Origin of the sequence: Aeromicrobium massiliense JC14, assembly GCF_000312105.1 — a bacterium.
Lineage (GTDB): Bacteria > Actinomycetota > Actinomycetes > Propionibacteriales > Nocardioidaceae > Aeromicrobium > Aeromicrobium massiliense.
Window position 1 is genome coordinate 929,956 of the sequence record NZ_HE978637.1, and the last position, 16,140, is coordinate 946,095.

Here is a 16,140-nt window from a genome sequence, read left to right on the forward strand (position 1 = left end):
GGGCGACTTCGCACGGGACCGTCTCGGGGCGTGGTCTCACGTGTCGGTCAGGTGTCTCGCCAGACGGACTCGGCGAGGCGTGCCCGTCGCCGGTGCCCGGCGGCGCCTCCGTAGGGTTGTCGGCATGACCGCGCTCGCTGCCGTCCTGTGGGACATGGACGGGACCCTCGTCGACACCGAGCCGCTGTGGATGGCGGCGGAGGGGCGCATCGCCGCCGAGCACGGGAAGGTCTGGACCGAGCAGGACGGGCTGGACCTCGTCGGCAGCGCGCTCGAGGTCAGCGGCGAGATCATCCGCACGAAGCTGGACCTGCCACTGACGTCGGCCGAGATCGTCGACCGCCTCGTCACCGAGGTCGCGGCCGGGCTCGCCGGCGGTGACGCCTCCTGGCGCCCCGGAGCGGTCGAGCTGGTCAAGGCGCTGGACGCCGAGGGCGTGCCGCAGGCGCTCGTGACGATGTCGTACGTGCCCCTGGCCAAGGTCGTGGCCGACCAGCTGCCGTTCGCGGCGGTGGTGACCGGTGACGCGGTGACCCACGGCAAGCCGCACCCCGAGCCGTACGAGACCGCCGCCCGGATGCTCGGCGTCGACCCGGCCGCCTGCGTGGCGGTCGAGGACTCCTCGACCGGTGCGACGTCGGCCAACGCCGCGGGCTGCCACGTGCTGGCGGTGCCGAACATGGTCGCCGTGCCGCAGGCCGCGCAGCGGACCCACCGGACGACGCTGGCCGGGATGACCCCGGACGACCTGCGCGCCCTGCTGGCCTGAGCCCCCTTCGACAAGCTCAGGGAGCGGGGCACCGCTCGCTGCGACGAGCCCCGCCGGCTGAGCCTGTCGAAGCCGCGAACGGCGGCGCCGCTCAGGACGCGGTGGCGGCGGGCAGCTCGTGGCCCGGGTACGGCGGCGGCGTGCCGCCCCAGGCCGGGCAGAGCGCCTGGAACGAGCACCAGCCGCACAGCGGCCCCTTGCGCGGCAGGAACTCGCCGGTGCGCGTGGCCGTCTCGATCGCGGACCACAGCGCCTTGACCCGTCGCTCGGTGGCGAGCAGGTCGGCCTCCTCGGGCACGTAGTGCAGGAAGGTGCCGTCGCCCAGGTACATCAGCTGGAGCAGCGACGGCATCACGCCGCGCGTGCGCCACACGACGAGCGCGTAGAACCGCATCTGGAACATGGCCTTGTCGGCGAAGCGCTCGTTCGGCGCCTTGCCGGTCTTGTAGTCGACGACGCGGATGCGTCCGTCGGGCGCCACGTCGAGCCGGTCGACGATGCCGCGCAGGCGCAGGCCGCCGTCGAGGACGTGCTCGACCTTGATCTCGCGCTCGGCCGGCTCGACCCACTGCGGGTCCTCCATGCGGAAGTAGCTGGCCAGCAGCTGCTCGCACTCGGCCAGCCAGGCGGCCTCGTGCTCGGCGTCGGCGTCGAACAGCGAGCCGCAGCGCTCGTCCTCGTCGGACAGGGCGGCCCAGCTGCCGGGCAGCAGGCCGCGAGCGGCGTCGAGCGTGCGCTGCGGCGCCTCGGCGTCGAACAGCTTCTCGAGCACCGCGTGCACGAGCGTGCCGCGCACCGCGACGGGGTCGAGCGGCTCGGGCACCTTGTCGATGACCCGCAGCCGGTACTTGAGCGGGCACGCGGTGAAGTCGGAGGCCCGGCTGGGCGACAGCGACCCCACGACGGCGGGCTCGGAGGTCTCGCTCGGCACGGTCTCGGTCATGGCCCCGAGCCTAGTGGCGGGCACCGACAGTCCCCGGACGCGCGGCGGGCGCGCCGCGCGGGGGCGCGACCTCTACGTTTGGTCGCGTGAGCACGAGACTGCCCGGTGGGCTCAGGCTGGGCCGCGTCGCGGGCGTCGACGTGCTGGTGCGCCCGTCGCTGCTCGTCATGGCGGTCGTGCTCGTCGCGCTGTTCGCCCCGCAGTTCGAGCTCGTCGGCTACTCGTCGCCGGTGCTCGCGGCGCTCGTCCTCGTGGTCGTCCTCTACGTGTCGGTGTTCCTGCACGAGTGCGCGCACCTGGTCGCGGCCCGGCTCTACCGGATGCCGGTCTCGTCGATCACGCTCCACCTGCTCGGCGGCGAGACGGTCATCGAGGGGGAGAGCCGCACCCCCGCGCAGGAGCTGTGGACGTCCGTCGTCGGTCCGCTCACCTCGCTCGCCCTCGGCGGTCTGTCCCTCGTGGCGGCACCGCACACACCACCCGCGGTCGAGGGCATCCTGCTGGCCAGCGCCTACGTCAACATCGTCGTCGGCGCGGTCAACCTCGTCCCGGGCCTTCCGCTCGACGGCGGCCACGTGCTCCGCGCGGTGCTCTGGGGCCTGCTGCGCGACCAGTCGCTGGCGACGGTCGTGGCCGCGCGCTGCGGGCAGGTCTTCGCGGTCGGTGCGCTGGCCCTGCCGTTCGTCCTCGCCCGCACGCGCGGCACGGACGTCCAGCCGTTCGACGTCGTGCTGGCGGCACTCATCGCGTGGTTCCTGTGGTCCGGCGCCGTCCAGAGCCTGCAGGCGACCCGCTGGGCCGCGGCGCTGGACGTCATCGTCGCCCGCGACCTGGCCGTCGCCGAGCCACCGCCCGAGGGCGCGCCCCCGCTGCCGGTCGACCTGCGCGGCGTGGCGCTGCTCCGGTCGGTGGCGATGAACCCGGCGCCGGTCTACGCGCTCGTCGACGAGGGCGGGCGCCCGGTGGGGTCGCTGCGCGCCGCCGACGTCGACGCCGCGTACCGGCGCGCCACCGCCTGACCCTGTCGTCCCGGGCGCGCCTGCGGCTGGGAGGATTCACCCATGAGCCAGGACCCCACCACCGACGCCGCCCAGCCCGCCGAGCCCACCTGGTCCGGGGTGCGCCGCGGACCGATGGCCGAGGGCGACTGGGTGCGGCTCGTGGACGCCAAGGGCCGCAAGCACAACATCCAGCTGGTGGCCGGCAAGGAGTTCTCGACCAAGAAGGGTCAGATCAAGCACGACGACCTGATCGGACGTCCCGAGGGCGTGATCGTGCGGTCCTCGCTCGACGGTGAGTACCAGGTCTTCCGGCCGCTGCTGAGCGAGTACGTCGTCTCGATGCCGCGCGGCGCCGCGATCATCTACCCCAAGGACGCTGCCCAGATCCTGGTGCAGACCGACATCTTCCCCGGCGCGCACGTGGTCGAGGCGGGTGCCGGCTCGGGCTCGCTGACCTCGTACCTGCTGCGCGCGATCGGCCCCACGGGCCGGCTCTCGTCGTACGAGATCCGTGAGGAGTTCGCCGAGACCGCGCGCAAGAACGTCCACCAGCTGCTGGGCGAGCACCCGGCCTGGAACCTGACCGTCGGCGACCTGCGCGAGACCTGCACCGACACCGACGTCGACCGCTTCATCCTCGACATGGTCGACCCGTGGACGTGCGTCGAGCTCGTCGCCGACCGGCTCACGCCCGGCGGCATCGTGTGCGCCTACGTGGCGACGACGACGCAGATGTCGCTGTTCGTCGAGACCGTCCGGGCGCACGGCGGGTTCACCGAGCCGCACGCGTTCGAGACGCTGACCCGCGACTGGCACCTCGAGGGCCTGGCCGTGCGTCCCGCACACGGCGCCGGCGCCCACACGGCGTACCTGGTGACGGCCCGCCGGATGGCTCCGGGGGAGCGGTCGCTGGGCAAGACCCGTCGCCCGGCGCCCGGTGCGTACGGCCCCGACTACAAGGGTCCGCGTCCCGAAGGCGTCTGACCGTCGGATGACGACCGAGGCCTAGCGTCGCGTCTCGTACCTGCGAGCGACGACGCCGGAGCCGACCTCCTCGGTGCCGGTCAGCACGAGGTCGAGCGGCGCGGTCAGCCCGTCGAGCAGCCGCGGCCCCTGTCCGTAGACCCGCGGGTGGACCACGAGCTCGTACTCATCGATCAGTCCGAGCTCGGCCAGGGCGCGTGGCAGCTGGACGCCGCCGGTGCGCACGCGGTCGTGCTCGGCCTTGATGGTCGTCACCGCGGTGGCGAGGTCGCCCCGCACCAGGTCGGCGTTCCAGTCGACGCTCTCCAGCGTGCTGGACACGACGTACTTGCGGGACGCGTCCATGACCCGGGCGAACGGCTGCGTCCACTCCGGCATCGCGTCGGACGCCGGAGGCCGCCATGCGTCCTCCATCATCTGGTAGGTCACGCGCCCGAAGACCAGGGCGTCGGCCGAGGCGAGCCCGTCCATGGCGTGCCGGTGCAGCGCCTCGTCGGCGAGCGCGGAGCGGTGGTCGACGCAGCCGTCGAGGGTGACGTTGATCGAGTAGAGGAGACGTCCCATGGCAGGACGCTAGCCCCGTGCGGGTGCGTCAGGCGGGTTCTAGCGCGCGTGGTCGGTGGTGGACGTGGCGGGCGTGACGCAAGGGTCGCTGCTGGGGGTCGATGCGTGGTGGTGGGATGACTTCGACGACGCCGTCCTGGCTCAATCTGGCTTGCCAGTCGGTGTCGTGGAGCAGGTGGTGGTGGAAGAAGCAGAACAGGGCGCCGTTGTCGATGCTCGTGTCGCCGCCGTGGCTCCATGGTGTGAGGTGGTGGGCCTCGCACCATCCGGGTGGGCGGTCGCAGCCCTTCCAGGAGCAGCCCTTGTCGCGGGTGGCGAGGGCGATGCGCTGGTAGCGGTCGTGGAGACGCTTGCTGGTGCCGAGGTCGAGGACCCGGGAGTCGCCGTCGAGCACGACGGGGATCAGGTTGGCGCTGCAGGCGAGCCGTCGCGCTTGCGATGCGCTCACGTCGCTCCCGGTCGAGAGGGTCGCCCGGGAGACCCGCTCACGCAGGTCGTCGTAGTCCAGGTTGATCGTCACGGTCGCGGCGACACCACCGGCCTGCGGGAACGCGTCTTGCGGGAGGTGCTCGACGAGCTCGCACAGGGCCAAGCCCGTGCGGCGGGCGTGGTCGAGCCGTCCGATCTCGGCGTCGGAGTGCTCGCCGTCGACGTCGCGGAAGATCGCCCCGTCACGCCGCGGTGAGGCGAGTCCTTCGAGGACGGTCTTGAGCATGTCGGCCTGCACGTCCGGCAGCACCCCGCGGATGCTGCTGCGACCACGACCCATCCTCGTGATGGACAGGTGGGTCTCGTCCCACGCCTGCTTCTCCTGCCGCTCCAGCTGAGCCCCGATGATCTCGTCCGCGGAGTCCGGGTCCACGACCTCCACGATCCGGTTCGCCAGCCGGCGCAGGTCGTCCGCCCCGAACTCTGATGCGTGCTCGAGCAGCGTGGCTTCGGCGTCGTCGTGCTGCTCGTCCACGAACCACTCCGGCAGCTGGTCGAGGGCCTTCAAGATGATGTGGGCCTGCTCGGTCGTGAGCCGGCCGGACGCCCATCGCTCGCGGGTGATGGTGCCGCGCGTCGGGTCGAGGCGGGCCAGGGAGACGAGCTTGGAGGCCTCCCGCTTCGAGACGTTGGTCGTGCTGGCCAGCCAGACGGTGGGGGAGGTGCAGCCATCCTCACGGGGAAGGTCGAGGCCTTCGGCGGCAGCCGTCAGCTTCACGGTGAGGGCCTGCAACCCGGCCACCGCCTCAGCCGCGGCTCGCAGCTCCGAACGGATCTGATCGCCGGTCAGGCGCCACGGCTCGAGCACGCTGGACTCCTCCAGCAGTGCCTGAACCTGGTCGCTGATCATCCGAGACCCCCGTGTCGAACGTTTGTTCTAGTCTACCTCGGAGGGGCGACAGGAACAATGGGAAATCCCCAGCAGCTCAGCACTTTTCCCGCACCGACAAGCCCAGCGAACGGGGCCGACGAACCGCAGCGCTGAGCACCCAACGACCTCGTCATCAGCCCGTAGGTCGCCCACACGAGAAAGAGCTTCGACAAGCTCAGCGAACGGGGCGAGGGCGAGCCGACAACCCGCCCCGCCAAGCACCCAACAGCGTCATCATCGGCCGCTTAGGCGACCACGCACCCGGGCCTCCTGCCGACAGCCCCGAGGAGCAAGCCGACCACCCGCCACGCCGCAACCCAGCCGCAACGTCCGTGCAACGCGCTTGCTGGCCCGATCCTTGTAGGGTCGATCGCAAGAGCCCAGGAGGTGCACCATGAGCGACCACCAGCAGCCCTCTGTCCACGCCCTCGAGCAGGAAGCGGCCCAGCTCCGCGCCGAGGTCGAGCACCTGCGCCGGCGGGTCTCGCACGAGTCCGGCACCGACACCCGGCTCGCCGAGCTCGAGCACCGGCTGTCGACCACCGCCGCGCAGAACGAGCGGCTCGGCGCCACCCTCCGCGAGGCGCGCGACCAGATCATCGCGCTCAAGGAGGAGGTCGACCGCCTCGCCCAGCCGCCCACGGGCTTCGGCACCTTCCTGCAGGGCAACGACGACGAGACCGTCGACGTCTTCACCGGCGGCCGCAAGCTCCGGGTCAACGTGAGCCCCGCCGTCGACCGCGAGGGCCTGCGCAAGGGCCAGGAGCTCATCCTCAACGAGGCGATGAACGTCGTGGCCGCGCTCGACTTCGAGCAGACCGGCGACGTCGTCATGCTCAAGGAGCTGCTGGCCGACGGCGAGCGCGCCCTCGTGCTCGGCAACGCCGACGAGGAGCGCATCGTCCGGCTCGCCGACTCGCTGCGCGGCACCAAGATCCGCGCCGGCGACTCGCTGCTGCTCGACGCCCGCTCCGGCTACGTCTACGAGCGCATCCCCAAGAGCGAGGTCGAGGAGCTCGTGCTGGAGGAGGTGCCCGACGTCGACTACGAGTCGATCGGCGGCCTTCGCGGCCAGATCGACTCCATCAAGGACGCCGTCGAGCTGCCCTACCTGCACCCGGACGTCTTCATCGAGCACGAGCTCAAGCCGCCGAAGGGCGTCCTGCTCTACGGCCCGCCCGGCTGCGGCAAGACGATGATCGCCAAGGCGGTCGCCGCGTCGCTGGCCAAGAAGGTCTCCGAGCGCACGGGGGAGGAGGGGCGTTCCTACTTCCTCAACATCAAGGGCCCCGAGCTGCTCAACAAGTACGTCGGCGAGACCGAGCGGCACATCCGGCTGGTCTTCCAGCGAGCGCGCGAGAAGGCGAGCGAGGGCACGCCGGTCATCGTGTTCTTCGACGAGATGGACTCGCTGTTCCGCACGCGCGGCTCGGGCGTCAGCTCGGACGTGGAGAACACGATCGTGCCGCAGCTGCTGAGCGAGATCGACGGCGTCGAGGGCCTGGAGAACGTGCTGGTCATCGGCGCATCCAACCGCGAGGACATGATCGACCCGGCCATCCTGCGTCCCGGCCGGCTGGACGTGAAGATCAAGATCGAGCGCCCGGACGCCGAGTCCGCCCGCGACATCTTCAGCAAGTACCTGCGCACGTCGCTGCCGCTGCACGCCGACGACCTGGCCGAGTGGGGCGGCGACCGCGAGGGCTGCGTGAACGCGATGATCCAGCGGGTCGTCGAGCACATGTACGCCGAGACCGAGGCGAACCAGTTCCTGGAGGTGACCTACGCCAACGGCGACAAGGAGGTCATGTACTTCAAGGACTTCAACTCCGGCGCGATGATCCAGAACATCGTCGACCGGGCCAAGAAGATGGCGATCAAGGACCTGCTGGACCACGGCAGCAAGGGCCTGCGCGTGCAGCACCTCCTGCAGGCGTGCGTCGACGAGTTCAAGGAGAACGAGGACCTGCCGAACACCACGAACCCGGACGACTGGGCCCGCATCTCGGGCAAGAAGGGCGAGCGGATCGTCTTCATCCGCACGCTCATCTCGGGCAAGGGCGGCAACGAGCCCGGACGCTCGATCGACACCGTCGCGAACACGGGGCAGTACCTCTGAGCACCATCACGTTGCGCGTCGGCGCCTACGACGACCCGGAGGTCGTGGCCATGACGCAGGAGGTCCAGGCCGAGTACGCCGTGCTGTACGGCGGTGACGGCGACACCGCACCGATCGCCGCGGACGAGTTCGTCGCGCCGAACGGGCACTTCATCGTCGCCGAGGTCGACGGCGAGGCGGCCGCCATGGGTGGTTGGCGTCGTGGCGGCCCCGAGCCGGGCGACGCCGAGGTCAAGCGGATGTTCGTCCGCGCCCGCTTCCGCCGCCAGGGCCTGTCGCGGCTCGTGCTGGCCGAGGTCGAGCGCACGGCCGCCGAGGCCGGCGTCCGGCGTCTCGTCCTGGAGACCGGGCTCAAGCAGCCCGAGGCGATCGCGCTGTACCGGGCCAGCGGCTACGAGGACGTCCCGCCGTTCGGCTACTACGCCGAGTCGCCGTCGAGCGTCCCGCTCGGCAAGTCGCTGGTCTGACCCTCCGAAACCTGAACGCGTTCAAGTCTGGTGCGCTACGGTCTAGTTGAACACGTTCAACTGAGAGGTGGCCGGCATGGCACGGACCGGGGTGGAGACCCGCGCGTTGCTCGTCGAGACGGCGCTGCGCCTGTTCCGCGAGCAGGGGTTCGACGGCACGACGATGCGAGGCATCGCGCGGGACGCCGGGGTCTCTCTCGGCAACGCGTACCACTACTTCGCGGGCAAGGACGAGCTCGTCCAAGAGCTCTACCGCGTCGTGCAGGTCGAGCACCGCGACCTCGTGCTGCCGAGGCTGGACCCCGGCGCGCCGCTCGCCGAGAACCTGCGCACCACGCTGCACGCCGGGATCGACGTCATGGCCCCGTACCACGCGTTCGGCCAGGCGTTCGTGCGTGTCGCCCTGCCGACGACGTCGGCCGCCAGCCCGTTCTCGCCGGAGTCGTCGGGCCCGCGCGAGATGGCCGTCGACCTGATGCGGATCGTCGTCGAGACCTCGGGCACCCGCGTCCCCGCTCGACTCAAGGAGCGTCTGCCGCACCTGCTGTGGCTGGCCTACCTCGGCGTGACGCTGCACTGGGTCACCGACGGCTCGCCCGACCAGCGCCGCACCCGGCGGCTCGTCGACGGCCTGGCGCCGGTCGTCGGACGAGCCCTGACCCTCTCCCGGCTTCCGGTCGCCCGGGGCCTGGTCGACGACGTCCTCACCCTCGCCACCGGTCTCGACGAGGCCGACCGTCCCACCCAGGAGCACGCATGACCCGCACCGTCGTCATCGCCGGAGCGTCCGGCTTCCTCGGCCGCCACCTGCGCACCGGCTACGAGCAGGCGGGCGTCCGCGTGCTGACCGTCGGACGGGGCGGCACGGCGGACGCCGACTGGTCCGACGAGACCCGCCTGCCCACCGTGCTCGACGGGGCCGACCTGCTGGTCAACCTGGCCGGCCGCTCGGTCAGCTGCCGCTACACGAAGCGGACCGCCGACGAGATCTTCTCCTCTCGCGTGCAGACCACGGCGGCGCTCGGACGCGCCCTCGCCGCCTGCGACGCGCCGCCCGAGCTGTGGGTCAACGCCAGCACCGGCACCATCTACCGCGACGCCCGCGACCGTCCGATGGACGAGCTCACGGGCGAGATCGGGACGGGGTTCTCGGTCTCCGTGGCGCAGGCGTGGGAGCGGACGTTCTTCGACTCACCGGCGCCGGTGCGCAAGGTGGCCCTGCGGATGTCGATCATCCTGGGCGCCGGCGGGGGAGCGGTGAACCCGCTGATCAACCTGGCCCGGGTCGGGCTGGGCGGCCGCATGGGTGACGGCGGGCAGGTGTTCAGCTGGGCGCACGCGGACGACGTGGCCGGTGCCATCGAGCACGTCGCCGCGCACCCGGAGATCTCCGGGCCGGTGAACGTCGCGACCGACGACCACGTCACGAACGCCGAGCTCATGGCCCGGGTGCGTGCGGCGGTCGGACGCCGCGTCGGCGTGCCCACCCCGGCCTGGCTGCTCGAGCTGGGTGCGCGCGTCATCCGCACGGAGCCCGAGCTCGTGCTGAAGAGCCGCTGGGTCGACCCGCGGGTCCTGCGCGAGAGCGGCTACACGTTCCGGTTCCCGGCGCTCGCCGGTGCTCTCGAGGACGTGGTGGACCACTCGCCGCGCGGTCTGCTGCCCGTGCAGCTGGGGTAGTCGCCCCTAGGGTGGAGCCATGAGCGCACGAGCCATGGGGACGGAGGCCTGACCGTGAGCGTCCGACGGGTGCAGGGCAGCGAGGTGGAGTACGGCATCGCCGTGCAGGGACAGCCGCGCGCCAACCCGATGGTCAGCTCGACCCACCTGGTCAACGCCTACGCGGCCGCGCACGGCCTGACCCGCCGCGCCCGCTGGGACTTCGAGGAGGAGAGCCCGCTGCGCGACGCGCGGGGGTTCGACCTCACGCGTGACGCGGCCGACCCGTCGCAGCTCACCGACGAGGACCTCGGCCTCGCGAACATCATCCTGACCAACGGGGCCCGGCTGTACGTCGACCACGCGCACCCGGAGTACTCCAGCCCCGAGTGCACGAACCCGCGCGACGTCGCCCTGTGGGAGAAGGCCGGCGAGCTGGTCATGGGCCGCGGCGCCGACCTCGCCGGTCAGGTGCCGGGTCAGCCGTCGCTGCTGCTCTACAAGAACAACATCGACAACAAGGGCGCCTCGTACGGCTCGCACGAGAACTACCTGATGGACCGTCAGGTGCCGTTCGACCGCATCGTCGCCCAGCTGACGCCGTTCTTCGTCTCGCGCCTGGTCGTCATCGGCGCCGGACGGGTCGGGCGCAAGCAGGACGGCAGCGAGAGCGGCTTCCAGATCAGCCAGCGCGCGGACTACTTCGAGGTCAACGTCGGCCTCGAGACGACACTCAAGCGGCCGATCATCAACACCCGCGACGAGCCGCACGCCGACGCCAAGAAGTACCGCCGGCTGCACGTGATCATCGGCGACGCGAACCTCAGCGAGACCGCCATCTACCTCAAGCACGGCACCACGTCGCTCGTGCTGGCCATGATCGAGGCGGGCTTCCTGGCCGACGTGCCGGTGCTGGCGAAGCCGATCAAGGCGCTGCACGCCATCTCGTACGACCCGACGCTGCGCACGGCGGTGCCGCTGGAGGACGGACGCACGGTCACCGCCCTGCAGCTGCAGCGCTGGTACCTGGAGCAGGCGCAGAAGTTCGTCGCCGCCGAGGGCGGCGACGAGATGACCGACGACGTGCTGCGCCGCTGGGACGACGTGCTGACCCGGCTCGAGCGCGACCCGATGGAGTGCCGCAGCGAGCTGGACTGGGTGGCCAAGCTGTCGCTGCTGGAGCGCTACCGCGAGCGCGACGGCCTGGACTGGGACCACGCCAAGCTGCACCTGGTCGACCTGCAGTACCACGACCTCCGCCCGGCGAAGGGGCTGTTCCACCAGCTCGTGCGCACCGGCCGGATGCAGCGACTGTTCACCGACGCCGAGGTGCGGGCCGCGGTCGAGCACCCGCCCGAGGACACCCGCGCCTACTTCCGCGGTCGCTGCCTGGCCAAGTTCTCGCGCGACGTGGCCGCCGCGTCGTGGGACTCGGTGGTCTTCGACCTGCCCGGCCACGACTCGCTGCAGCGGGTGCCCACCATGGAGCCGTTGCGCGGCACCCGCGAGCACGTGGGGCAGCTGCTGGACGATTGCGACACCGCGAGCGAGCTGGTGCGCACCCTCACCGGCCGCTGAGCCGGAGCGTTCGACCTGGTGATCGACTAGCCGACGAACAGGCAGAACGGGTGGCCGGCCGGGTCGGCGTACACGTACAGCGCCTCGTCGGGGTCGTCGGACTCGTCCAGCAGCAGCCGCGCGCCCAGGCCGAGGATGCGCTCGTGCTCGGCCCGCATCGACTCCTGGTCGGGCACCGTGAGGTCGAGGTGCAGCTGCTGGGGGACGCCGTCCTCGGGCCAGGTCGACTCCGGCAGGCTCGGTACCTGCTGGAAGCAGACCTGCACGCCGCCGCCGGGCGGGACGAGCGAGAGCCATCCGTCGTCGGGGTCGGGCGTCTCGTCGCCGTCGCGGTACTCGTAGCCGAGCAGCTCGCGGTAGAACTCGGCGAGCGCGCGGGTGTCGGTCGTGTCGAGCACCACCTGGCGCAGGGACGCTCGTGTGTGCTGGGTCATGGGACCACCTCCGACCCCGAGCGTCGCACGACGCGCCGACACCGGCACGCGATCCACCGAGCGCGCCTCCGCCTGCGTACTAGGGTGGCGGCATGGCCGAGCAGCAGCACCGGAGCACCCGCAAGAACAACGAGGACGAGGTCCAGACCGACGTCCCCGAGGTCGACGCCGAGCGCCGCGAGAAGCTCGACGACGACGTGGACGCGATCCTCGACGAGATCGACGACGTGCTGGAGGAGAACGCCGAGGAGTTCGTACGCAGCTTCGTCCAGAAGGGTGGCGAGTAGATGCTGCCGGAGGAGTACCGCGCCGTCGGTGGTTCCTCGTTCGCAGACTTCCTCGCCTCCCGGGCGCCGGACATGCTGCCGGGCGCCCGCTACAACGGCACGACCGAGCTCGAGGGCGTCACCCACGGCACGACGATCGTGGCCGCCACGTTCGACGGCGGCGTCGTCATGGCCGGTGACCGGCGCGCCACGATGGGCAACGTCATCGCCCAGCGCGACATCCAGAAGGTCTTCCCGACCGACGAGTACTCCTGCGTCGGCATCGCCGGCACCGCCGGCATCGCCGTGGAGATGACCCGGCTGTTCCAGGTCGAGCTCGAGCACTACGAGAAGATCGAGGGCGCCACGCTGTCCACGGACGGCAAGGCGAACCGGCTGGCCGCGCTCATCCGCGGCAACCTCGGCATGGCGATGCAGGGCCTCGCGGTCGTGCCGCTGTTCGCCGGCTACGACCTCGACGCCGGGGTGGGGCGCATCTTCGCCTTCGACGTCACGGGCAACAAGAACGAGGAGCGCACCTTCCACTCGGTGGGCTCGGGCTCGACGTTCGCCCGCGGGTCGCTCAAGAAGCTCTACCGCGCCGGCATGAGCGAGTCCGACGCGGTCACCGCCGTCGTGCAGGCGCTCTACGACGCCGCCGACGACGACACCGCCACCGGCGGTCCCGACCTCGCCCGCCGCATCTTCCCGCTCGTCTCGGTCATCACCGCCGACGGCTACCGGGCCTGGACCGAGGAGCAGACCGCCGCGGTCGCCGACCAGGTCATCTCCGCCCGGATGCACGCGCCGGACGGCCCGCACGCCCCGCTGACATGACGGCCGCTCGACCAGGAGACTCCCATGACCGCACCTTTCTACGTCTCGCCCGAGCAGCTCATGAAGGACCGGGCGGACTTCGCCCGCAAGGGCATCTCGCGCGGCCGCAGCGTCGTCGTCGTGCAGTTCACCGACGGCATCCTGCTGGTGGCCGAGAACCCGTCCAAGGCGCTGCACAAGATCAGCGAGATCTACGACCACATCGGCTTCGCCGCCGTGGGCCGCTACAACGAGTTCGAGAACCTGCGCATCGCCGGCATCCGGCTCGCGGACGTCCGCGGCTACTCCTACGACCGGCGCGACGTCACGGGTCGCAGCCTGGCCAACGCGTACGCCCAGACGCTCGGCACGATCTTCTCCTCCGGGGCCGAGAAGCCGTACGAGGTCGAGCTGTTCGTGGCCGAGGTCGGGCACGCGCCCGAGGACGACCAGGTGTACCGGCTGACCTACGACGGCTCGGTCGCCGACGTCCAGGGCTACGGCGTGATGGGCGGGCAGAACGAGCTCGTCGAGACCTACCTGCAGGAGCACTACGCGCCCGGGCTCGACCTGGCCGGCGCGATGCGCCTGGCCGCGTCCGCGCTGGGCGCCGACAGCACTCCGGCGCGCACCGTCACCGCGGAGTCGCTGGAGGTCGCCGTGCTCGACCGCACCCGCACCCAGCCGCGCAAGTTCAAGCGGCTCGCCGACGTCCAGGTGGCCACCGCGCTGCAGGGCTGAGCGCGCCCCGCCGTGAGATCACCTGGCGCGACCTGGTCCGCGGACTAGGGTTCCTACATGGACCGGCGGATCTTCGGGATCGAGAACGAGTACGGCGTCACGTGCTCGTTCAAGGGCCAGCGCCGACTGTCGCCCGACGAGGTGGCGCGCTACCTGTTCCGGCGGGTCGTCTCGTGGGGACGCAGCAGCAACGTGTTCCTCAAGAACGGCGCCCGCCTCTACCTGGACGTCGGCAGCCACCCCGAGTACGCGACGCCCGAGTGCGACGACATCGTCGACCTGGTCACCCACGACCGGGCCGGCGAGCGCATCCTCGAGGGCCTCATGCTCGACGCGCAGAACCGGCTCGCCGAGGACGGCGTCGAGGGCGACATCTACCTGTTCAAGAACAACACCGACTCGGCCGGCAACTCCTACGGCTGCCACGAGAACTACCTCGTCGGCCGCCAGGGCGAGTTCAGCCGGCTGGCCGACGTGCTCATCCCGTTCCTCGTCTCGCGCCAGATCATCGTCGGCGCCGGCAAGGTGCAGCAGACGCCCCGGGGCACGGTCTTCTCGGTGAGCCAGCGGGCCGAGCACATCTGGGAGGGCGTCTCCAGCGCCACGACCCGCTCGCGCCCGATCATCAACACCCGCGACGAGCCGCACGCGGACGCCGAGCGCTACCGCCGCCTGCACGTCATCGTCGGCGACTCGAACATGAGCGAGACCACGACGATGCTCAAGGTCGCGTCCACCGACCTCGTGCTGCGGATGATCGAGGCCGGCGTGCCCATGCGCGACATGACGCTGGAGAACCCGATCCGGGCCATCCGCGAGATCTCCCACGACATGACCGGACGCCGCAAGGTGCAGCTGGCCAACGGCCGCGAGCTGTCGGCGCTGGAGATCCAGGCCGAGTACTTCTCGAAGGCGGCCGACTTCGTCGACCGCACCGGCCTGACGTCGCCCACGCTGCTGCGGGCGCTCGACCTGTGGGAGCGCACGCTCAAGGCGGTCGAGTCCGAGGACCTCTCCCTGGTCGAGCGCGAGATCGACTGGGTGATCAAGTACAAGCTGCTCGAGCGCTACCGCACCACGCACGACCTGGCCTGGTCCGACGCCCGCATCGCCCAGCTCGACCTGGCCTACCACGACATCCGCCGTGATCGCGGCCTGTTCCACCTGCTCGAGCGCCGCGGGTCGGTCGCCCGCGTGTCGCGCGACCTCGACGTCTTCACGGCCAAGAGCGTCCCGCCGCAGACGACCCGCGCCCGGCTGCGCGGGGAGTTCATCAAGCGTGCGCAGGAGCGCCGGCGCGACTTCACGGTCGACTGGGTGCACCTCAAGCTCAACGACCAGGCCCAGCGCACGGTGCTGTGCAAGGACCCGTTCCGGGCCCACGACGAGCGCGTCCAGAAGCTCATCGACGGCATGTGACGGGCTGCCGGAGACACACAGCCGCCTGTCAGCATCCTCTTGGTCTCCGTCGCTAGGGTGGGGGAGGTTTTCCCGTCCTCCAGGAGGTACTTCGTGCGCCGTCTTCTCGCTGTGGCCCTCGGGTCGATGCTCGTCCTGTCCGGCTGTGGTGGCGGTGACGACGCCGGCTCCAAGGCGCTGTCCGACGTGAAGGTGACCGGCACCGCCGACAAGGAGCCGAAGGTCGACCTGGAGAAGGGCCTCGAGGTCGACAAGACGTCCACGAAGGTCATCGAGGAGGGCGACGGCGAGGAGCTGAAGGAGGGCGACGTCGTCAAGCTCAGCTACGTCGCCTACAACGGCCGCACGGCCAAGGAGGTCGACAACTCCTGGAAGGCCGACCAGCGCCTGGTCGCCACCCTCAAGGAGGGCGCGATCCTGCCCGGCTTCGTCAAGGGCCTGACCGGCCAGAAGGTCGGCAGCCGCGTGCTCGTCGGCATCGCTCCGAAGGACGGCTTCGGCCAGGACAACACCCAGATCGACGTCAAGAAGGACGACTCGATGGTGTTCGTCTTCGACGTGGTCGCCAAGCTGCCCACCGAGGCGACGGGCGCCGAGCAGAAGGTCCCCGCCACCGTCCCGGCCGTGCAGCTGGACGACCAGGGCCACCCGAAGGGCTTCAAGGCGAGCAAGCAGACGCCCAAGAAGGTCTCGAAGCAGGCCGCGTACGTCGCGATCAAGGGCGACGGCCCCAAGGTCGAGAAGCAGCAGGCCATCACGATCAACTACACCGGCCAGGTCTACCCGCAGGGCGCCGTGTTCGACGAGTCCTGGTCGAAGGGCCAGCCGTTCACGAGCACCATCGGCACCGGCCAGCTCATCCCGTGCTGGGACCAGCTGATCGGCCAGACCGTCGGCAGCCGCGTGCTGCTGGTGTGCCCCGCCGACACCGCGTACGGCGACCAGGGCCAGGGCGACATCAAGCCCGGCGACACGCTGCTGTTCGCAGTGGACGTGCTGGACGCCGACTGACATCCTGCG

Annotated in this window: 17 protein-coding genes; 13 read left to right on the plus strand and 4 right to left on the minus strand. The window is 70.9% G+C overall.

Annotation, left to right across the window (positions count from 1 at the left end; translation table 11 throughout):
• Positions 1–124: 124 nt before the first annotated feature.
• Positions 125–769 (plus strand): HAD family hydrolase, encoded by a 645-nt coding sequence (locus HGAM_RS11755; protein ID WP_019145694.1) that lies wholly within the window; start codon positions 125–127, stop codon positions 767–769.
• Positions 770–860: 91 nt separating this feature from the next.
• Here HGAM_RS11755 and HGAM_RS11760 read toward each other — a convergent pair whose 3' ends face one another.
• Positions 861–1,712, minus strand: coding sequence for a RecB family exonuclease (locus tag HGAM_RS11760; protein ID WP_019145695.1), 852 nt, complete (start codon positions 1,710–1,712; stop codon positions 861–863).
• An 86-nt stretch (positions 1,713–1,798) separates the two neighbouring features.
• Here HGAM_RS11760 and HGAM_RS19055 point away from each other — a divergent pair, with 86 nt between their 5' ends.
• Positions 1,799–2,731 (plus strand): site-2 protease family protein, encoded by a 933-nt coding sequence (locus HGAM_RS19055; protein WP_019145696.1) that lies wholly within the window; start codon positions 1,799–1,801, stop codon positions 2,729–2,731.
• A 42-nt stretch (positions 2,732–2,773) separates the two neighbouring features.
• A complete protein-coding gene (locus HGAM_RS11770) occupies positions 2,774–3,697 on the plus strand; it encodes a tRNA (adenine-N1)-methyltransferase (protein WP_019145697.1) in 924 nt (307 codons plus the stop codon).
• Positions 3,698–3,718: 21 nt separating this feature from the next.
• Here the strand turns inward: HGAM_RS11770 and HGAM_RS11775 are convergent, their stop codons facing one another.
• Entirely contained in the window at positions 3,719–4,261 is a 543-nt protein-coding gene (locus HGAM_RS11775; RefSeq protein WP_019145698.1) for a dihydrofolate reductase family protein, read from the minus strand.
• Positions 4,262–4,289: 28 nt separating this feature from the next.
• Positions 4,290–5,600, minus strand: coding sequence for an HNH endonuclease signature motif containing protein (locus tag HGAM_RS11780; RefSeq protein WP_019145699.1), 1,311 nt, complete (start codon positions 5,598–5,600; stop codon positions 4,290–4,292).
• A 415-nt stretch (positions 5,601–6,015) separates the two neighbouring features.
• Here HGAM_RS11780 and arc point away from each other — a divergent pair, with 415 nt between their 5' ends.
• From arc to dop, 5 genes are all read left to right on the plus strand, one after another.
• The gene (gene arc / locus HGAM_RS11785; RefSeq protein WP_019145700.1) at positions 6,016–7,740 is read left to right on the plus strand and encodes a proteasome ATPase; all 1,725 of its coding nucleotides are present in this window, start codon (positions 6,016–6,018) and stop codon (positions 7,738–7,740) included.
• Positions 7,741–7,790: 50 nt separating this feature from the next.
• Positions 7,791–8,207 carry a GNAT family N-acetyltransferase gene (locus HGAM_RS11790; protein WP_147543672.1) on the plus strand — a complete coding sequence of 139 codons (417 nt, stop codon included), beginning with the start codon at positions 7,791–7,793 and terminating at the stop codon, positions 8,205–8,207.
• Between the two features lie 76 nt (positions 8,208–8,283).
• Positions 8,284–8,967 (plus strand): TetR/AcrR family transcriptional regulator, encoded by a 684-nt coding sequence (locus HGAM_RS11795; RefSeq protein WP_038951780.1) that lies wholly within the window; start codon positions 8,284–8,286, stop codon positions 8,965–8,967.
• Positions 8,964–9,887, plus strand: a complete 924-nt coding sequence (locus HGAM_RS11800) for a TIGR01777 family oxidoreductase (RefSeq protein ID WP_019145703.1) — start codon at positions 8,964–8,966, stop codon at positions 9,885–9,887. Before HGAM_RS11795 ends, HGAM_RS11800 begins: the two co-directional genes overlap by 4 nt.
• 54 nt (positions 9,888–9,941) lie before the next feature.
• The gene (gene dop / locus HGAM_RS11805) at positions 9,942–11,444 is read left to right on the plus strand and encodes a depupylase/deamidase Dop (RefSeq protein WP_038951781.1); all 1,503 of its coding nucleotides are present in this window, start codon (positions 9,942–9,944) and stop codon (positions 11,442–11,444) included.
• A gap of 26 nt (positions 11,445–11,470) precedes the next feature.
• Here the strand turns inward: dop and HGAM_RS11810 are convergent, their stop codons facing one another.
• Positions 11,471–11,878, minus strand: coding sequence for a VOC family protein (locus HGAM_RS11810; protein WP_019145705.1), 408 nt, complete (start codon positions 11,876–11,878; stop codon positions 11,471–11,473).
• Positions 11,879–11,970: 92 nt separating this feature from the next.
• On the opposite strand from HGAM_RS11810, the gene HGAM_RS11815 reads away from it, so the two are divergent.
• From HGAM_RS11815 to HGAM_RS11835, 5 genes are all read left to right on the plus strand, one after another.
• Positions 11,971–12,165 (plus strand): ubiquitin-like protein Pup, encoded by a 195-nt coding sequence (locus HGAM_RS11815; RefSeq protein ID WP_019145706.1) that lies wholly within the window; start codon positions 11,971–11,973, stop codon positions 12,163–12,165.
• Positions 12,166–12,981: a proteasome subunit beta gene (gene prcB / locus HGAM_RS11820; RefSeq protein ID WP_019145707.1), complete on the plus strand. Its 816-nt coding sequence runs from the start codon at positions 12,166–12,168 to the stop codon at positions 12,979–12,981.
• 24 nt (positions 12,982–13,005) lie between these two features.
• Complete coding sequence (gene prcA / locus HGAM_RS19060) at positions 13,006–13,701, plus strand: proteasome subunit alpha (protein WP_019145708.1); 696 nt, start codon at positions 13,006–13,008, stop codon at positions 13,699–13,701.
• A 57-nt stretch (positions 13,702–13,758) separates the two neighbouring features.
• On the plus strand, positions 13,759–15,120 hold the full coding sequence (gene pafA / locus HGAM_RS11830) for a Pup--protein ligase (protein ID WP_019145709.1): 1,362 nt from the start codon (positions 13,759–13,761) through the stop codon (positions 15,118–15,120).
• Between the two features lie 93 nt (positions 15,121–15,213).
• Positions 15,214–16,131, plus strand: a complete 918-nt coding sequence (locus HGAM_RS11835; RefSeq protein WP_147543674.1) for an FKBP-type peptidyl-prolyl cis-trans isomerase — start codon at positions 15,214–15,216, stop codon at positions 16,129–16,131.
• The last annotated feature ends 9 nt before the right edge of the window (positions 16,132–16,140 follow it).